Below are 19,208 nucleotides of genomic sequence, written 5' to 3' on the forward strand. Positions count from 1 at the left end.
GCTATAAAACCTCCTCTTCATGCTGCTGCCGGATCGGGAGGGTCAGGTGAAATGTCGTGCCTTTCCCTTCTTCGCTCTCGACCTCAATTTTTCCATTGTGTTCTTCGATTATTTTATAGCTGACCATAAGCCCAAGTCCAGTCCCCCGTTCTTTTGTCGTATAAAAAGGCTCCCCGAGCCGCTTCAATTTATCCTCCGTCATCCCGATCCCTTCATCTGTGAGCGACACGACGATATGGTCTCCGTCTTTCGGCCTGATTGACACGTAGACATTGCCGCCGTCAGGCATGACTTCGATTGCATTTTTCAAAATGTTGATGAATACCTGCTTGAGCTGATTCGGCTCGCAATAGATGAGGGGGATTTGGCCATTAGTGTCAAGGTGCATCTGAACGTTGTCCAGGTTTGCCTGTGCATGCAGAAGATCCATCGTGTCCTGCATGATTTTCACAATATCCTTTTTTTCGTACATGATCGCCTGCGGCTTTGCGAGAATCAGAAACTCGGTAATAATCGATTCAATCCGTTTTAATTCAGATGTGATCACATTGAAGTATAGGGAGTGTTCCTCTTGAATGCTTCCTTCTAACAGCTGGATAAATCCTTTTAAAGCGGTCATCGGGTTGCGGATTTCATGGGCGATTCCCGCCGCAAGCTCCCCGACGACATGAAGCGTGTCAGATTTGCGGAGCCGTTCTTCCAGCTCCTTTCGTTCCGTCACATCCCTGAGCATCGCCAGATTCATATTTTGGATGATATTTCGCTTAAATGAAAATTCTAAGATCCGGTTTTGGTCGGTTAACAGAAATGGAATGTCATTGTCCATTTCCTCCAAAGAAATGGCTTTTGCCGGAGAGGCTGCATTTTCTATTTGATATCCGGAGATGGCGTCAAGAAGATTTGCAGTTTTTAGCCGTTCAAGAGGAATGCTGAGAATGTTTCCGGCTTGCGGATTCGCATCGATAATGTCGTATCGGTTGTCGAAAAGAACGATCCCGTCCATTGATCCGTTGAAGACTTTCCTGAATTTCAGCTCGCTTTCCCGCAGCTCTTTTTCCATCCGCTTCCGGTCGCTCACATTTCGCAAAATCATTAAGCCCTGGCTGCCGAACATGATGCGCTTCGACGTGAACTCAAGTTCTTTATATTGCCCGTTCGCCATGCGGAACAGCAGCTCTGCCCTGATTTCCCCTTTTTCATCATATTGCTCTTGAATGAAAAGATACCGCTCATCGGATTTATCGATAAAATCTTTGATCCTTTTATGTAAAAGCTCTTCCATCGGCAGTTCGAAAATTTTGCAGGCCGACTGATTAGCCTTTACGATCCGGCCGTTATTGTTCAAAATAATGATCGCATCCATCGCATTTTCGAACACTTCCCGAAACCGCTCTTCGCTTTTAAACAGCTGTTTTTCCATCGACCGTTTTTCGGTGATGTCCCTCATGATCGACATATAAAAACCGTTTAAAATATTCGATGTAATCGTCAGCTCAAACAGCCTGTCTTTCCCGGACCTCAGCCGCACGGGCAGTTCGCCTTTAGCCTTTCCCTTCCTGAACAAAGCGCTCAAAATTTTGTCGAGCTTTCCGGCGTTTTCTGCGGAAACGAACTGCGAAAGTCTCAATTTGGACAGCTCGTCTTTTTCGATTTCGAAGCTTTGGCAAAACGATTGGTTGGCATCGATAAAACGGCCCTGATTGTCAAAGATCACGATGCCTTCAACAGCCCTGTGAAACAAATCCTTAAACAGCTTTTCATTGATCGTGCGTTCGCGCTCCAATATTTTTTTTGATGAAATATCCCTCATTACGACAAAAAAGCAATCATCCCTTATTCCTTTGTTCGCCGTAAACTCAATATATTTGACTGAGCCGTTATCCAACCTGATCGCGGCTTCTTTTTTCGTATATCCCCGCTTCAAAAACCGCTCGACGTTTTGCTCTAATTCTTCAGGCGGAACAGCGTGCAAAAAATCGAGCGCCGAACGGTTCAGCACGTTCTTTTTCTGGCTTTGCAAGATTTTGCAGGCGGCATCATTCGCCTGAACAATGTTCATTCGTTGATCCAAAATAAAAATAGCGTCCAGCGTTCCGTTGAACAGCAGTTCATACTGATACAAATCCGCCTTTAGCTTTTCGTTTTCCCGCTTCAGTTTTTTCAGCTGGTTTTGCAGATATAAAGATTCGTTCAAATCAAGAGTATCCGCCATTTGTTACACTCCTTCTTCAAAACCTATCCTCCAATAATTCTACAAACCGTCTGATCTTCCTTCATTTGTTTCAAACTTTTACAAGATTTCCACCCATTTTACAGAACAATGACGCTATAATCGTTCATTACGATTCCGTTACACCTCCCTAACAATGGGCCTTCATTCATAGGAAAAGACATGGTTTTTATTTTAAAATGATAAACGAAGCATCATTCAACAGAAACAAGCGCCTGACTGCTGCAAACTTATAAAAAAAGGGTGATGTTATGACGAATTCACGTGACAGCTATTTTGACAACGCCAAATTTCTGTTAATTTTTCTTGTCGTGTTCGGCCACATCATCCGGTCATATATCAATGACAATGATGTGCTGCTTCATATATACAAATTCATCTACACGTTTCATATGCCGGCTTTTATTCTCATATCAGGCTATTTTGCAAAAGGATTCAACCGTCCCGGATATGTGAAAAAAATCGCTGTGAAGCTGATCGTTCCCTACTTGATTTTCCAGGGGATATATACGGTGTTTTATTCGTTTATAGATGATCAAAGCCTGACTGCCTTCAATCCGTTTGAACCGCAGTGGTCGCTTTGGTTTCTGCTCAGCTTGTTTTTTTGGAACCTTTTTTTGTTTCCATTTACAAAACTGCCTGCAGCATGGTCGTTTGCCGCAAGCCTTGCGATCGCCGTTCTTGTCGGGTATATCGACGCCATCAGCGATACGCTCAGCCTTTCGAGGACATTCGTTTTCTTCCCGGTCTTTTTGGCGGGCTTTTATCTAAAAAAAGAACACTTCAAAAAGCTGAAAGGCTGGAAAGGAAAACAGGCGGCTCTAGCCGTATTGGCGGCAACGTTCGTTTTTTATTTCTTCGTAGATTTCGATTATTCGTGGTTGTTCGGTTCAAAGCCTTATTCTGAATTTGGAGACGTCGGAATGAAAAGCGCCCTGAATCGCGTCGCACTCCTTGTGCTGACGTTTGGCTCAACCTTCGGGTTTATGGCACTTGTGCCTGAAAGACGGTATTTCTTTACCCTTTGGGGAACAAGGACATTTTATGTGTATTTGCTGCACGGCTTTATTATTAAGTCATTCAGAAAAACCGGTGCGGAAGAATGGCTCGCCGACTATCAGAGCCTGACCGTGCTGATCATCGCAACCGCCGTCTTGACCTTCTTCCTGTCAAGCGGATTCGTTAAAACGGTGGCTCAGCCGTTTATCGAACTGAAAATGACGAATTTGCTGAGGTGGCTGAAAAAGCAGGCACGGTATAACGTGTAAATAAGAAAAAAGGACCAAATCGGATTTGGTCCTTTTTCAATCTTTCTGCTTATCCTTTTCATCTTTTTTCTTTTTCTTATTCTGTTCGATGATATCGATAAACTTAAAGGCGTTGACATCGCCGAGTTCGCCCGAAAATTCCTCCTGAAGCACTTTTTTGTTCATCGGCTTTTTATGATTTTGCATATCCTTGCTTTTTTGATTTTTCTCCACCGTTCCGTCAATCTCCCTGTTTTCCTTGTTTTGAATTGCGGTTTGCACCCCTGTCTCCGTTTTCCGCATCAAACTGTGTGATATATTGGTGATCATGCATGCTTTCAGCCGGCGTTTTATTGTTCAAAGCGGCTTCATTTCTGGCAACTTTTCGTTTCATACACGACATTCCTTTCGTTTTGTTTATCCATATCTTTTCCTGAAAAGAGCCGTCCACACATCCATTTTCCGGAAAGAAAAAAAGCACCGAAAAACGGTGCTTATTTAAACAATTGTTTCACTTTATTGACGACGTATGAGCTGCCTCCGCGGTTTGATACATCCTCAACCATCATCGTGACTAACAGGTCTTTCTTTTTGTAGTCATAGGCTGTGAACCAGCCGTTTTCCTTGCCTTTTTCGCCTTTTTTCTTTTTCAGTTCGGCGGTTCCCGTTTTGCCCGCGATCGAGAGACCCTTGACGACCGGCTTATAAGCGGAGCCGCGCGGATCATCTACAACGCCTTTCAGCCCTTTTGTAATGGCCGCTGCTTCGTCTGCGGTTACGAGGTTTTTGTGCCAGATTTCCTTCTCATCGCCGTCTTTTTTGATCAGGCGCGGTTTGATCAGGTTTCCGTCATTGATAAACGGCGTATAAGCGGCTGCCAAATGAATCGGGGACATCAGCATCTGTCCTTGGCCATATGCAGTATCGCCCAGCAGAATGTCTGAGTCGATCCCGTCGTTGGCGATCGAAGATGCCGTCGTCGGAAATTCGTATCCGAGCTTTTCTTCAAAGCCGAACGATTTCAGCCCTTCGACAAATTTGTCGCGTCCCGTATCAATAGCCGTCTGGGCAAAATAAATGTTGTCAGAGGTAATGAGCGCATTTTCCAAGTCGACATCGCTCAGCTGTTCTGAAACCCTTGCCACCTTATATCCGCCCCATGACGAATCTTTCTGCCATTCTTTGCCGACGATATGTTTCTTTTCATCCGCCTTGATCGCACCGTTGTTCAGCCCGATCGCGGCCGTGATCGGTTTGATCGTTGAACCGGGCGCATACGTTTTGTTGAATTTCGCAGTAAATGGCGCTGCACTGTCTTTGTTCAGCTTTTCCCATTCGCCTTTCTTCCAGCCGAACAAAAATCCGTTCGGGTCGTAGGATGGTGCGCTGACAAGTGCCAATGTTTCCCCTGTTTGCGGCTGGAGGGCCACTGCTGCGCCAGAATCGTTTTTCAATTGGCTGTAGATCTCCTGCTGCTTTTTAACGTCGATCGTCGTGTGGATGTCGGTTCCGTCCTTGGCTGCTTTTGATGCGATCGTAGCACCTGATTCCGGAATCGAAATCGACCAGCCGATTTCGCCTCTGAGCTGCTTTTCGTAAATATGTTCAAGGCCGACGATGCCGAGCATTGAATGTTGGCTGTAGTTGTCTTTGTTCTGTTTCAGCTCTTCATCTGTAATCGGTCTTATGTATCCGGTAAGATGAGCGGCTGCTTCACCGTAAGGATAATATCTCGATGTCGTGTCCTGTTTCAACACGCCAGGTAAAGAGGTCGCTTTTTTAATAAGCTCCTTCTCGTCAGGCTTTACTTTTTTAAGAGGGACAAAGGAGTCATTTTGCACCCATGAAGCCGACAGCTGTTTTTCGATATCTCCCTTTTCCATATCCAGGAGGCCGGCCAGCTTTTTCAAGACCGCATCTTTATGATCACCGAGTTCCCCGCGGACGACGCCGATTTCGGGCACTTTCGCATTCGTTGCGAGCGCCTTGCCGTTCCGGTCATATATGTTGCCCCTGACAGGCTCTTCCGCGGTAATCCGGACCGTTTCCCCTTTTTTCAGCTGTGAAAACATAAAGGACGGATTCCAATTGATGTTCCACGATGTTTTGCCGTCTTTCTTCTCTTTTACAAGCTTCGCTTTTCCTTCAAAAGAAACGGGTCCCGCCAATGTGTTCATGCTGACTTTGTACGGTACAATCTGCGAATCTTTTTTGTCTTTTTCTTTTTCGTCCTGATCACCGGCCGTCACTTTTAAGTCGGTGACTCCGACATCTTCATAAATCGATTTATTTCGTTTGATGAAGTCGTCTTTCGAGATCGATTTTTGCGCTTCAGCCGACAGCTGGTCATACATTTCTGCAAAATTTTGATTGTTCCATTTGTCTACATATTGATCCATGCTTTCTTTTGCCGTCGGGCTGTTTGAGCAGGCTCCGGCGAGCAACAGAAATCCGGCGGCCATAAACAAATGGATGATTCTCTTTTTCATGAAGTTTCCCCCTTTTTTTCAAGTCCGCCATTTAAGCATTATACCATATAAAGGGTGACTTTATGTGGATAAAAAAGACAGCCGCATTGAAGTGACCCCCAAAAGTTAGACAGCTTATTTTCTCAAGTAACATGACTGGCATGAATCCGGTATTGTACTGGGCTCATGCCTTTTAATTTTGCCTTGATCCGTTTGTGATTATAGTAATCGATATATGTTACGAGCTCTTGTTTAAAATGCTCGATGCTTTGAAATTCGTTGAAATGGATAAACTCTGATTTTAAAATACCAAAGAAACTTTCAATGACCGCGTTATCGTAACAGTTTCCCTTACGAGACATACTTTGAATAATATTTCGTTCCTTTAGGGCGTGGCGATACTGTTTCATTTGATAGTGCCAGCCCTGATCGGAGTGAATCAACAGATTTTCTTTATCTGTCAGCTGTTCAAATGATTTTTCCAACATCTCGGATACCAATGAATACGTTGGCCTGGATCCAATTGTATAAGCAATGATTTCGCCATTAAATAAATCAAGCATTGGCGATAAATAGAGCTTCTCCCCAAATAATTTAAATTCCGTGATATCTGTTACCCATTTCATCTTCGGCTTTTCCGCCTTGAAATTCCGCTCTAGCCTGTTTGGTGCCACCGTGCCGGTTTCTCCTTTATACGAACGGTATTTTTTCATCCGTACGAGACATTTCAACCCCAGTTCCTTCATGAGGCGATATATTTTTTTATGATTCATTTGATATCCCCGGTTTTTAAGCTCGTCGCGTATCCGGCGGTACCCGTAACGGCCTTTATGTTCATGATAAATCGATTGAATCAGTGTTTTTAATTTGGCATCTTTGTCTGGAAGACCGAAGGTTTTGACCCAGTAATAATACGTACTGCGCGGAATTCCAGCCAGTTTAAGCAGGGCTTTTACCGGAAATTCAGTCCTTAGTTCAAATACTACTTGGGCCTTTTCTTGTTTTGTAATTTTTCCTTGTTTTGAACTAAGGTATTCAACTTTTTTAAGTAGGCATTCTCCATTCGCAGACGTTCAATTTCAGCCTGCATGGCTTCCACTGATCCTTCTTGCGGTGTTTGTTTCTTCGTTCTTTTTTGATTTTTCTTTGTCATTGACGGCCGCCCCTTTTTCATCGGTTTTAGGGCATCGATTCCTCCGGTTTCGAACAGTTTCTGCCATTGAGCCACCGTAGAAGGTGCTTGAATATTGAAGATGGCGGCTGTTTCACGGATCGACGTCCCATTTTCGATCATATAGTGAAGTACCTTCAGTTTATCTTCTACAGAATAGGTTGTATAGAGTTTTTGAAACGCACTTTCTCCATGGTAATGGTATTTGCGAATCCATACCTGAAACACACCTGACGAAACACCGATCTCTCTGGCGATTGTTTTATGCCCTTCCCTACCCGCAAGATACCTTTTGACCGCTTGTATTTTTTCCTCAGCTGTAAATTTAGCCATAAAAAACTGCACCTCCGATTGTTAGATGGTGTCTAACAATTGGGGTGCAGTTCACATGGGCCGTCTTTTTTAACCGATAATAACTCTTTCTTTTGGATAATGATAATTCGCTTCGCTATCTTTTCTTCCGATCAAATAAAGCAATGTTACAATTCCGATCCGGCCGATGAACATCAGGATCATGATGACGATTTTGCCCGTCGTGCTCAGATCGGCCGTGATCCCCAGTGATAAACCGGTCGTACCGAAAGCTGAACAAACTTCAAACAGGATTTCCAATAAAGTGTGTTGTTCTGTGGCCGTCAGGATGAGTGTCGAACATAGCACCAAGAGCACGGCAACCATCGTTACGACAAGCGATTTCATTAAATCGGACTGGTGAAGCTCCCTTTTGAAAATTTTTACCGATTTGTTTCCTCTGGCAAAATGGAATAAAGCCAGCAGGTTTAAAGCGAACGTTGTCGTTCTGATCCCCCCGCCGACAGAGCTCGGCGAGGCGCCGATAAACATCAGGATGCACATAAACAATACCGTTGTATCCGTAAAGTGGCTGATGTCCATTGTCGCGAGTCCCCCGCTTCGCGTCGCCGCAGATTGAAAGAGCGAGAAGAACAATATTTCATGCCACGATTTTCCTAAAAATGAAAAGCGGGCTTCCATGACATAAATGCCGATTGCTCCCCCGAAGACGAGGAGGAAAAAAGTGACTGTCGTCAGCTTTGTAAATAAGCTGAAAGTAAATTTCCGTTCCCTGCTGAACAGAAAATCCTTCACTTCGGTCAGAACGGGAAATCCGATCGCTCCGAAAATGAGCAGCAGGATCACGATGAACTGGACAAAATAATCGTGGCGATACGGAATCATCGAATCGCCTGTAATGTCAAATCCCGCGTTCGTCGTCGCGCTGATGCTGGTGAAAAAACCGTGTATAAATGCTTCTCCTGGCGAATCAAAATATTTCAGAAAATAAGTGCCGAGGATCAGCCCGCCGAAAAACTCAATGGCAACAATCAGAATCAGCACATGCTTCATCAGCTTGACAACCCCTGATAAATTGGACTGGTTCTGGTCTGTCATGATGAGACGGCGCTCTTTCAAGCCGATTCGTTTTCCGAATATGAGCCAGACAAAAGTACCGAGCGTCATGATGCCGATCCCGCCGAATTGGAGTACAAACGCCAATATCCAAATCCCCGCCGTGCTGAATGTATCGGCTGTATCAACTACTGTCAAGCCTGTCACGCTCACGGCGCTTACCGCGGTAAACAGCGCGTCCATAAATGACCAATCCACGCCATCTTGATGCGCAATGGGGAGGCTTATTAGGATTACGGAAACCGAAACCGCAAAAAAATAATAGAGCGCAATCAGCTGTACTGGCGACAGAACACGCAAAAGCTTGTTTAATAAAACCTTCATAATCGTTCCTTCTTTTTTATTAGTTGTTTCATCATCTTCTGTATAACGTGTTCCATTTTAAATGAAACATTCTGTCGTGTACAGAAGCTTTTGGATTTTTGTATATAAAAATCCCCCCTTTTTCAAGGAGGGATTTCCAAAAGCTTTATTTTGCTTCAAGACGGCGGATTCTGTCATGTAAATCAGGATGGGTTGAGAAAAGCGGTGTATGCTTTTTCCCATTGATTTTCAATGTTGCAACAGACGCCTGTTCGTCTTTGATTCTTGACGTATAACGCTCAAGAGAACGAAGCGCGTGGATCATCTTGTCCTTGCCGGCAAGGTCTGCCCCGCCTCTGTCCGCATGGTATTCACGGTGCCGCGAATACGCGAAGACGACAAGGCTTCCAAGGATGGAAAAGGCAATTTGGAAGACGATGACCGCGATAAAGTGAACGATCGGCGCAAGCTCTTCACGGACAACCCGTGATACCGCCCATGCGGCAATCCTTGCGAAGAAGACGACGAACGTATTGACGATACCTTGAAGCAGGGTCATCGTCACCATATCGCCGTTGGCGATGTGTGCGACTTCATGGGCGAGCACGCCTTCGACGGCCGCATCGTCCATTTCCTGAAGAAGTCCTGTAGACACGGCGACCAGCGAGCGGTTTTTAGACGGTCCGGTCGCAAACGCGTTTACTTCAGGGGAATGGTAAATCCCGACTTCCGGCATTTTCGTCAGCCCGGCAGCGCGCGCCAGTTTGTGAACGCGGTCAACCAATTGCTGTTCCTCAAAGCTGAGCGCATCTTTCTTCGGATTTAACACCTGAACGCCCATTGCCATTTTTGCCATCCATCTCGACATCAAGAGCGACATGAAAGATCCGACAAAACCGACGACGGCGCTGAAGATGAGAAGCGCGGCGATGTCAATGCCTCCGCCTGATGTAAAATACGTCCCGACGCCTGTCAGCGAACCGATAATGGACAAGACGATACCGATTGTCGTAATGACCAAAATGTTCGATAATAGAAAGAGAAGGATTCTTTTTCCCATAATTACCTCCGTGTTATAATAAGATCAAATGAACTCGTATAATAAAATTATAAGGCATTGATTTGAAAATGCAAGCGATAAGACGTAAGATAATGTGTGATGTTTGCTATTTTATTTTTTATGACATAATGAGGTGGATCCATGGAACCTTTTAAACTGACTCGCCTGGAAATGGCCAAGCTGATGTATTCGCTGAAAGGGCAGCTGGATATAAGCCCGCTCGCAATCGTGCTGAAATCGGCCGACATGACGGTCGATGAAGCGGAACATCATATAAAAATCCCTGAATTCATCATCCGATACGAACGCAAAAAGCAAAAAACCGAACACGGGCTTTCCACAAACGAAATTGTCGAGCTCGGCAATTTGTGTGAACTGACATCTTTAAAATCAACCGCGATTCAAAACTGGATCAAGCGCGATATCAAAGATTTGATGGGCCATCCGGAACTCGGCAAAAAGTATTCCATCGAACAAGCCGTCATCCTTCTTATTGTACGGGATTTAAAATCGGTTTATGACTTTGAAACGATCAGACCCATTTTAAAAATGATTTTCAATACGATTACCGACCGGTCTGACGATATCGTCAGTCCGCTGCGCTTTTATGAAGGCTATGCACGCGTTCTTGATCTTGTGCATCAGAGAGACGATTTTGTGCGCAAAGAGGCGACGATGGAAACGATCGTCTATCAGGAGACTGACCGCATGCGGGATTATTACAAAGAGCTTGCAGAACCTGAATGGAAGAAAACGAGGGACATCACGGCAGTTACCGTGCTTTCCGTGATCGCTTCCCATATTCAGGCGACGGCGCAGGCAGTGATCGATGACGTATTTGCCAAACACTCCGCAACATAATGTTTTACGTTACGCCCGGCTACCGAAAGCCGGGCGTTTTTCGTGCAGGCTTCAACAATTGCCAGCATAAAAAGCCCCTGTCCATTTCAAACTAAACAAGCAGTACACTAAGAAAAAGGAGTTGAAAACATGGCAAGAACAAATAAATTGATTGTCCCTGGGGCAGAGCAAGTACTGGACCAATTCAAAAACGAAATTGCCCAAGAATTCGGCGTGCAGCTCGGTTCAGATTCAGTCGCTCGCTCAAATGGATCTGTAGGCGGGGAAATGACAAAACGTCTTGTACGGCAGGCACAAGCTCAGCTAAGCGGAAATACCGACAAATAAATACCTCCTGAATTATTCGCCGGGACTGCTCGGCGGATATTCTTGATTCCATTGATCAGAGGGCTTTTTCTCCTTTTGCATCGGAGGCTTGTTTTGTTGGCTCTCTCTGCCGGAGCCATTTTTCGAATTTCCTTTTTCCGGCTGCTGACCGTTTTTGTCATTATGGAATTTTTCTTGAGGGTTTTGATTTTTTGGGGTATTTGTCTCCTCTTCTTTCTTTGTATCGTGATCAGATTCGTTTTGATCCTGACCTGAAGATTGATCTGGATTCGGCTGATCTTCCGTATCGGAATCTTCATCATCCGTATTTTGCTCTGTTTGATCTTCTTCTTTTACAGCTTTATCTTTTTCAGTTTTTTCGGCATCTTCCTGATTTTGGCCGTCCTTTTCAGCTTCTTCCTGTTCGGCTTCCGGTTTTGGATCTTGTGATTCCTTTTCATGAGTGCGGATGTAGCGTCCGGTGGAAACGCCTTCCTTTTGCGCTTTTGCGCGAGTATCAAGATCAGATTCTACGGCTTCCATTTTATAGTTCTGTTCCTCATACTTTTTTGCGACATCGTCGATCTCGCTTTTAACCGTTGCTTTATATGTATCATCTTCATTATTTTCATAAACTGTTGTGATCAACACTTCCTTTGATTCTTTGACATATCCTTGTTCATCGCTATCCTCTACGATTTCGCTGACGACCTCTTTGAAATCCGAATTCTTCCAATTTTCTATACTGTTCAGCAAATCCTTTCCATCCTGATTCAGCGGGACCAAGTCGACGACTTCGCAGTTTTTATTAAGGGTCAATTCAAAGCTGGGATTAATGTCGATCGTCATATAAGCGTACGCTTTGTTGTTCAAAGCATCGGGAATGATCATAAAAGCGAGCAGCATGATCGCCGCGATTGAGAAAACGCCGGCTTTTAACGGCCGAAGAGCAAGCAGGTCAAAAAAACCAGCGCGCCTCCTTGACATTCTGGTCTCCGCGGGAAACGTAATCTCCTGACCGATTTCATAATCTTCCTCCGTCTTTTTTGCTTTTAAAAATTGTCCGTCAGGGGTTAGCAATGTGACGAATTTTTTATTTTTTTCTACAATAATCCCTCTTCTCATGAGTTGAGCACCCCTTTTAGATAATCTTTAAGGTAAACATAATCGCCGGTTATAATGATGACCATGGCGATGATATACTTACGGTTTCTTTCAACTGTTTTTCTGCTTACAGCCACCAGTTTTTCAAGCTGTTTAACGGGAAGCTGCTTTTTTTGAAACAAAATGTCCAGCAAGTCTTCATGTTCGACTAGCGTCAGCGCCACTTTGATGGCATTTTGCCTTGCATCCGTATGTTTCGGAGAATTCTCCAGCAAATCCGAAAAAGATAGTCCGAAGCTTTTCAGCCTGCCTTTAAAATGCAGAATTTCCTCCCGCCTTTGTTCCTGTTCGAGCTGGCGGTTGAATTCGTTTATGGAAAGCTCGGCTTCAATCACGCTTTGAGACGATTCCTGCTCTTCTCCTTCTTGTAAATCCATGTTTATGTTTTGTGCGTTTCTGGCTTCTTTTCTTATATAGTCAATGACTTTTCGCTTAATAATGAGTTCGGCGAATGCAAGCAGGGAATTCCCCTTTTCAGACGAATATTTTTCAATGGCTTCATTAAAAGCGATTAAGCCAATGCTGAATTCATCATCTTTTTCATCTATATATCGTTTGCACACGGATGAAACCGTTTTAGCCACAAAAGGCTTGTATTGCTCGATAAGCTCGTTTTGCAACTGCTGATTTCCTTTTTGTATGCTTATCACAGACTCTTCTAATGTCGGTTTCTTCTTCCCTGTCTTAAACAAAAGGCTAAGCACTGGTTTCACCTCAGTTCCTCCCTATACTACTCATTTATGATAGCTAATTTGATAGGGAATCGCAAAGGAGAAAAGGTGGAATTCATTTCTATTTTTTCAAATGTGACAGCGGATTGCATGATCTTATAGATCAATTCGATATATCTTTGAGGATTAGGGGGGTTTTTCTTTTGTTTTTGTAACATCTCTGTTAATAAAATGAAATGATATTTCGATGAAACCCGTCAATATTCGTCATAAAAAAGCCGCCGGCATAATGATCTGCACCCTGTCAAGTAGACAGTGGAAATAACTAAAACACACTAGACGGCTTTAGCCCTGTATTCCACTGGGCTGAGGCCGTTTAGTTTTTCTTGTAGACGATCGTGGTTGTAAAAGTGGATATATTCATCAATTGCGCTTTGAAGTGCCTCAAATGTCTCGTACGAATTCCGTCTGTATTTCTCGCATTTTAATTTCCCCCAAAACGACTCAATGGGGCCGTTATCAATACAGCGGCCGACGCGGGACATACTCTGTGTCATATTTGCGTTTTCAATCATCCTTCTAAACTGGTGGGACGTGTATTGAAAACCTCTGTCGCTGTGAAGGAGAGGACGTGCGTTTGGGGCTGCCTCAAGCGCTTGGTTCAAGGTTTTAAACACAAGGGCGTTATTATTGGATTTCCCCAGCACATAAGACACGACCATTCCCTCATGAAGATCTAAAATGGCACTGAGGTACGCTTTCCGATGGCCGTATTTTAGCTCTGTCACATCAGTCACCCATTTTTGATTTGGTTTGTCCGCTTTAAACTCTCGATTCAGGATATTTTCGGACACATGTTGAGGCGTCGCTTTGCCGTAACGTTTTTTCTTCCGCCGAATGACACACTCCAGCTTGGCAATTTTCATCAGCCGATAGATGCGCTTATGATTGAGGCGCTCTTTAAAGCGGCGGTTCATGTTTAAGGTCATTCTGCGGTATCCGTAGATACCGCCAATTTGTTCGTGAAGTAGCGCCATTTTGGCGATAATCTTTTCATTCTGTTTTTCTCTCGCTGAAGGTACTCGGCTCCTCCATTTGTAATACCCCTGGCGCGAAACTTCGGCAATCTCACATAACATTTGGACAGAAAAGCCTTCTTTTCGATTCAGCTCTAAAATGGCGAGATATCGATCTTCGTACCGAACCTGACTTAGAACCGCCTCCTTTTGATCTCTTCCAACTTTTTTAAGAACGCATTCTCTGCGCGCAAACGCTCATTTTCCTGTTCCAGCCGTTTGTTTTCCCGTTGAATTTTTTCTTCAGGTGTCAATTCTTCTTCGGTTTTGCGTTTCCCTCGGTTGTCTTTTAAGGCCTCTTCTCCGCCTTCTTGATACTTTTTCACCCATTGATACACCTGTTGGTAGGAGACTTGATGAATCTCCATTGATCTGGCGTAGTCCTTTCCATGAGCTAGACAATCCTTCGCAATCTCAATCCGTTCTTCCAATGAAACGTTCTTCCGTTTGGTCATCAAACGATTCCTTCCTCTCCCGCTGTCTTTTAACGTTTTATGACCATTATAAAGCTCAACCCACTTCATGAGTACGGATTTACTGGAAATCTTATATTTTCTCGAGATTTCTCTTTGAGAGTAGCGTCCGGATAAGAAGTCTTTCACGGCATTGTATTTTAATTCTGCGGGATAGAACTTATGGCGCTTTGAACGTTCCAAACTCTCCACACCCGCCATATCATGCGATGTTCTCCATTCACGAATCGTTTCGGCATGAATGCCATATTTTTCTGCGATCTCCTTCACCGAATTATTGCCCTGATCACATTCTGATAGAATATTCAATTTTTCTTCTTTTGAAAACCATTTTCCAGCCATGAAAAAACTCCCCCAAGGCAAACAGATTTTTTTATTTCATCTGTCTACCTTTAGGGGAGCATATCATAACGCCGGCGGCTTTTGTGTTATTCTTGAACAGCCCGTTTTTCTTGTTTTTTCGGGTTTGTCATAAACCATCCTCCAAGAGCGATGGCGATCAGCACGGCCCAGAAAATGAGTTTCCATGTGCCTGAATGGATGAAATGCTCGGATACGATATGGATTTGCGGATGTGCAAGCGTGTAGAGCGCCAGTTTGACGCCGACCCAGCCGACAATCAGGAAAGCCGCCGTTTCCAGGCTCGGACGTTTCTTTAAAACATTGACAAATGCGCTTGCAGCAAAACGCATGATGACAAGTCCTATGATACCTCCGGCCAAGATGACGATAAATTGCCCGCCGTCAAGTCCGCCGATTTGCGGAAGGTTAGTCACAGGCAGCGTAACAGCGAGCGCCACCGCGGCTAAAATGGAGTCTACTGCAAAGGCGATATCTGCCAGTTCGACTTTTATCACAGTCGGCCAAAAACCGCCTTTTTTCGTTTCCTTCGCTTTTTCTTCTTTTTTCAGAACATGGGTTTTTACGATATGATGGATCGAAATGTACAAGAGATAGACCGCTCCGATCGCTTGAACCTGCCATACGTTCACAAGGAAAGAAATGGCGAACAGTGCGCCGAATCTCATCGCAAACGCGCCGGCCAGCCCGTAAAAGAGCGCTTTTTTTCTTTCTTTTTCCGGCAAGTGTTTAACCATGACCGCCATGACGAGTGCGTTGTCTGCCGCCAATATCCCTTCCAGCCCGACTAAAATGAGAAGAACCCAACCGTATTCCAGTAGCAATGCTGCATCCATTTAATATCTCCTCCTAAGTGATTGTCTCTTTCTCTTATTCCCGCTAATGCGGCAGGGTATTTTCGGCAAACAAAAAAGACCTCTGCCAACATTAGGCAAAGGTCTTGCTAGACATGGTCATTGATTAAAACATGCCAACAAAGCCGATGGATGAACATCCATGAACTGACGACTTTGTTTCCGGGTTACATCCGGACGCTACTCCCCTTTGGGAAAAAAGAAAAAATATTGAATTATAAGATAATAGTAACCTCCGAACGTTCTGCTGTCAATCCCTATTTTTATCTAGAAAAGGCTGAGCTGCTTTGATTTTGTTTCTCCTGTTTTTCCAAAAAAGATACAAAATAAACAGAACGACAATAGCGATACCGATCGGGAGAAGGTACCCGTCGAGGAGGCTGCCGACATTTTTCCAGTTTTCGCCGAGATAAAAGCCTAAATAAACATATACGAACGTAATCGGCGTAATCGCGAAGAATGTATACATGCAAAAGGCCCACACATTCATTTTTGCAAGTCCGCACGGAATCGAAATTAGCGTTCTGATACCCGGAATAAACCGGCCGCTGAATGCGACAAACCCGCCATGCTTCTCAAAAAAGCGGTCAGCCTTATCAAGCGCCTCAGGCTTGATGAAAAAGTATTTGCCGTATCGCTCTAAAAATGGACGCCCCCCGTATCTGCCGAGCCAGTAAAGAGTCAGCGGCCCGACGACACCCCCGAGCGATCCCGCAAGAACGATGCCCCACATAGACATGTCTCCTTGATAGACCCAATATCCGGCAAGCGGAAGGACGATTTCTGCAGGCACGAATTCGATGCACAGCGCCAAAAAAATCCCGAAATACGATAGACTTTTAAATGCTTCTGCCATTGATAGAATCAATTCTTCGATATCGATCACAACCTTTAAACGATTGATAATTTCAAGTTCTAAAGAACGCACAAAATGATTTTAACACATTCAGCCTCATTGAGAAAATGGCTTTATGAGACCGGAAGGATATGATCGTCCATTGGCGAATAACATCATATGTAGTATAATTCACAAATTATAGCGAATGCCGCTTTACCCGGCAGCCTTTCCACGGCAAGCATTCGGCTTCTATTCTACATCTTCAGAAAAGGCGGAGAAAAAAGTGACACAAGTTTCAGGTGATTATAATGGATGGCTGATTGTTTTATCATACATTACGGCGGTTTTGGCAGCCTATACGGCCCTTGATTTATCCGAACGGGTCGTACATACGAAAGGCTGGAAAAGCAAAGGGTGGCTTTTGGCCGGCTCCTTGACGATGGGGCTTGGCATCTGGTCCATGCACTTTATCGGCATGATCTCGTTTCAAACCGGGGCTGCCATGACGTACGATTTTTGGCTTGTCATGCTGTCGATTGTTGTCGCCTTCAGCGGTTCCCTCGTATCATTTTACGTGATAAACGGAAAGGACATGCCTGGTTTAAGGCTTTGGGCCGCCAGTTTTGCAATGGGTGTCGCCATTGCATCGATGCACTTCATCGGGATGGAGTCGATGGAACACATAAAGATCGTCTATCAACCCGTTCTTTATACGGCATCTTTTGCGATTGCCATTACAGCCTCTTTCGCCGCCTTGAAGCTATCGCGTGTTTTCGCGAAAAGAAGAGGTTCATTTCGGACTCAGTTTATTAAAATCGCAAGCGCGATTTTAATGGGCGGCGCGATTTCAGGCATGCACTATACCGGTATGGCGGCGGCAACGCTTTACATGCAACAAGGAATCAGCCACGGACACGGGGAAATGGATACGGTCCAATTAGGGATTGCCATCGTCATCTTCACCCTTTTGCTTCAGGCTCTTTTGATTTTCGGCGCGTTTCACGACAAGCGCCTGCTGATTCAAGCCGAAAAAATCCGGGACAACGAAGAGCGTTTTCAATCTTTAATCAACTATAATATTGATCCGATCTATGTTTTTTCGCTTGAAGGGCGCATGCTTTTCGCCAATTCGTCCGGATGCAGGCTTCTGAAAAAGATGGGAATAGAAACCCCTGCCATGCTCTCGTCTGTTTTTCCGCATGAAGAGCGTGAAAGGCTTCTCGGCTGGTTTCATCGAGTAAAAAGTGAAAAGCAAGCGCTCAACCGCGATACGCAAATCACGCTGTACGGCAAACAGTTCGACTTAAATCTGACGCTGATTCCCGTTTATGTCAGACAGAATCTTGACAGCATATATCTCATCTGCAAAGATATGACAAAGCAGCGCGAAGCCGAACGAAAGATTCACCGAATGGCCCATTATGACGCTTTAACGGACTTGCCGAACAGAAGATACGCATGTATCCATTTGGAAAATGTCCTTCATCAACATAGCGGAAGCACAGCCGTTTTGTTTTTGGACTTAAACCGCTTTAAGGAATTTAATGACGCCCTTGGCCACGACATCGGAGACCTGCTTTTGGTAGAGGCTTCAAAGCGCTTGGCGGCCTGTATGCCTGAACAAGGGTTTATTGCGCGATTGGGGGGAGATGAATTCATTATCATCATCCCTGCAGATCCGCGGGAAAACATTGACAGGCTGGCACAACAATTGATCCGGCAATTTGAAACGGCTTTTCATATTAAAGAACACAGGCTGAAAACGTCCGTCAGCATCGGTATTGCAATCTCTCCGCTCGACGGAACGGACGGTGAGGAGCTGATGAAAAAAGCGGATATGGCCATGTATTCCGTAAAAGAAAAAAATAAAAGCAGATACCAATACTTCTCTCCATCGACCAAAAAGAAGCCTGACATGAAGGAATCGCTTATCCTCATGTATGTTCCGCAATTCAGCGTTTCCACACAAAAAGCGGCAGGGGCAGAAGCGGTATGCCTCAATGCAACAGATGAGCCGATTCGACGCCTTGAAGACATGACGGCTGAATTGGGGAAATGGATGATCGATGAAGCCTGCCGGCAGGCAAAAAAATGGCATGACAGCGGAACGCCGCTGACCGTAGCCGTAAACGTGCCGCCACGGCACTTCCAATCCGACAGGTTCATACAAGACTTCGAAGAAAGCTTGGCGACGCACCGGCTCCCGCCCGGATTGATTGAAGTGGAAGTCACCGAAGCCATGATTATGGATCATTTGCCGTATTCAAAAAGAAAGCTCGTTTCATTAAAAATGCTCGGAGTCGGAATCACGATCGATCATTTCGGAACCGGCAGCAGTTCCTTAAACGTCCTGCAAGACCTGCCTGTCAGCAAAATCAAAATCGACAAATCCTTCATTAAAGGGATTCCATCAGATTCAAAATCAGAACAGATGGCTGCAGCGATCATTTCATTCGCCCGCCATCTTTCACTGGAAACCGCCGCCGAAGGAGCCAAAACCGCGGAACAGAAAGAATGGTTATTGGCAAAGGGCTGCGGGGTTTTCCAACAGGACCCCGGCTGTCTCCTTTCCGCTGAAGAAATAGAAAAGCTCTTATCTGAACATGGCAGCATTCGGGTTTAAACCTGAATGCTTTTTTGAATCCATAAGTTACTATTCATGAAACAATCTGCCCCGAGGAATCACTAAGGAAAAAAG

At 44.8% G+C, this 19,208-nt stretch carries 16 protein-coding genes; 4 read left to right on the forward strand and 12 right to left on the reverse strand.

The features are described from left to right. Nucleotide 1 precedes the first annotated feature (1 nt). Nucleotides 2-2,212 carry a PAS domain-containing sensor histidine kinase gene (locus MHB78_RS16480; protein WP_046132286.1) on the reverse strand — a complete coding sequence of 737 codons (2,211 nt, stop codon included), beginning with the start codon at nt 2,210-2,212 and terminating at the stop codon, nt 2-4. A gap of 269 nt (nt 2,213-2,481) precedes the next feature. Between MHB78_RS16480 and MHB78_RS16485 the strand changes: the two genes are divergently transcribed. Beyond that, nucleotides 2,482-3,498, forward strand: coding sequence for an acyltransferase family protein (locus MHB78_RS16485; RefSeq protein WP_046132285.1), 1,017 nt, complete (start codon nt 2,482-2,484; stop codon nt 3,496-3,498). A gap of 36 nt (nt 3,499-3,534) precedes the next feature. On the opposite strand, the gene MHB78_RS16490 is transcribed toward MHB78_RS16485, so the two are convergent. The 6 genes from MHB78_RS16490 to htpX all read right to left on the reverse strand — a co-directional run bounded on the left by MHB78_RS16490 (nt 3,535) and on the right by htpX (nt 9,907). Further along, entirely contained in the window at nt 3,535-3,711 is a 177-nt protein-coding gene (locus tag MHB78_RS16490) for a hypothetical protein (RefSeq protein ID WP_099047030.1), read from the reverse strand. A 7-nt stretch (nt 3,712-3,718) separates the two neighbouring features. After that, nucleotides 3,719-3,871 carry a hypothetical protein gene (locus MHB78_RS16495; RefSeq protein ID WP_164918148.1) on the reverse strand — a complete coding sequence of 51 codons (153 nt, stop codon included), beginning with the start codon at nt 3,869-3,871 and terminating at the stop codon, nt 3,719-3,721. A 100-nt stretch (nt 3,872-3,971) separates the two neighbouring features. Next, nucleotides 3,972-5,966: a penicillin-binding transpeptidase domain-containing protein gene (locus tag MHB78_RS16500; RefSeq protein ID WP_046132283.1), complete on the reverse strand. Its 1,995-nt coding sequence runs from the start codon at nt 5,964-5,966 to the stop codon at nt 3,972-3,974. Nucleotides 5,967-6,088: 122 nt separating this feature from the next. Then, a protein-coding gene (locus MHB78_RS16505) for an IS3 family transposase (RefSeq protein ID WP_099047013.1) occupies nt 6,089-7,449 on the reverse strand; the annotation gives its coding sequence in 2 pieces (ribosomal slippage) (nt 6,089-6,978 and nt 6,978-7,449; 1,362 coding nt in all). Nucleotides 7,450-7,518: 69 nt separating this feature from the next. Then, entirely contained in the window at nt 7,519-8,868 is a 1,350-nt protein-coding gene (locus MHB78_RS16510) for a TrkH family potassium uptake protein (RefSeq protein ID WP_046132450.1), read from the reverse strand. Between the two features lie 145 nt (nt 8,869-9,013). After that, complete coding sequence (htpX, locus tag MHB78_RS16515; RefSeq protein WP_046132451.1) at nt 9,014-9,907, reverse strand: protease HtpX; 894 nt, start codon at nt 9,905-9,907, stop codon at nt 9,014-9,016. Nucleotides 9,908-10,048: 141 nt separating this feature from the next. On the opposite strand from htpX, the gene MHB78_RS16520 reads away from it, so the two are divergent. Both MHB78_RS16520 and MHB78_RS16525 read left to right on the forward strand, forming a co-directional pair. Continuing rightward, on the forward strand, nt 10,049-10,768 hold the full coding sequence (locus MHB78_RS16520; RefSeq protein WP_046132452.1) for a DUF1836 domain-containing protein: 720 nt from the start codon (nt 10,049-10,051) through the stop codon (nt 10,766-10,768). Nucleotides 10,769-10,897: 129 nt separating this feature from the next. Next, entirely contained in the window at nt 10,898-11,095 is a 198-nt protein-coding gene (locus MHB78_RS16525) for an alpha/beta-type small acid-soluble spore protein (protein ID WP_046132453.1), read from the forward strand. A 12-nt stretch (nt 11,096-11,107) separates the two neighbouring features. Here the strand turns inward: MHB78_RS16525 and MHB78_RS16530 are convergent, their stop codons facing one another. From MHB78_RS16530 to MHB78_RS16550, 5 genes are all read right to left on the reverse strand, one after another. Further along, nucleotides 11,108-12,199 carry an anti-sigma factor domain-containing protein gene (locus tag MHB78_RS16530; protein ID WP_046132454.1) on the reverse strand — a complete coding sequence of 364 codons (1,092 nt, stop codon included), beginning with the start codon at nt 12,197-12,199 and terminating at the stop codon, nt 11,108-11,110. After that, nucleotides 12,196-12,951 (reverse strand): RNA polymerase sigma factor SigI, encoded by a 756-nt coding sequence (sigI, locus tag MHB78_RS16535; protein WP_046132455.1) that lies wholly within the window; start codon nt 12,949-12,951, stop codon nt 12,196-12,198. The genes MHB78_RS16530 and sigI overlap by 4 nt, the downstream gene beginning before the upstream one ends. A 293-nt stretch (nt 12,952-13,244) precedes the next feature. Further along, nucleotides 13,245-14,800 (reverse strand): IS3 family transposase gene (locus MHB78_RS16540; protein ID WP_231947364.1). Its coding sequence is split into 2 segments (ribosomal slippage): nt 13,245-14,143 and nt 14,143-14,800, totalling 1,557 coding nucleotides; the frame shifts between segments, so codons are not numbered across the junction. Between the two features lie 86 nt (nt 14,801-14,886). Beyond that, nucleotides 14,887-15,654, reverse strand: coding sequence for a TerC family protein (locus MHB78_RS16545; RefSeq protein ID WP_046132386.1), 768 nt, complete (start codon nt 15,652-15,654; stop codon nt 14,887-14,889). Between the two features lie 268 nt (nt 15,655-15,922). Continuing rightward, a complete protein-coding gene (locus MHB78_RS16550) occupies nt 15,923-16,579 on the reverse strand; it encodes a DedA family protein (RefSeq protein WP_099047102.1) in 657 nt (218 codons plus the stop codon). Between the two features lie 214 nt (nt 16,580-16,793). Here MHB78_RS16550 and MHB78_RS16555 point away from each other — a divergent pair, with 214 nt between their 5' ends. Further along, a complete protein-coding gene (locus MHB78_RS16555; RefSeq protein ID WP_046132387.1) occupies nt 16,794-19,133 on the forward strand; it encodes a diguanylate cyclase in 2,340 nt (779 codons plus the stop codon). Nucleotides 19,134-19,208: the final 75 nt, after the last annotated feature.

Origin of the sequence: Bacillus sp. FSL K6-0138, assembly GCF_037982765.1 — a bacterium.
Classification (GTDB): Bacteria; Bacillota; Bacilli; order Bacillales; family Bacillaceae; genus Bacillus; species Bacillus glycinifermentans.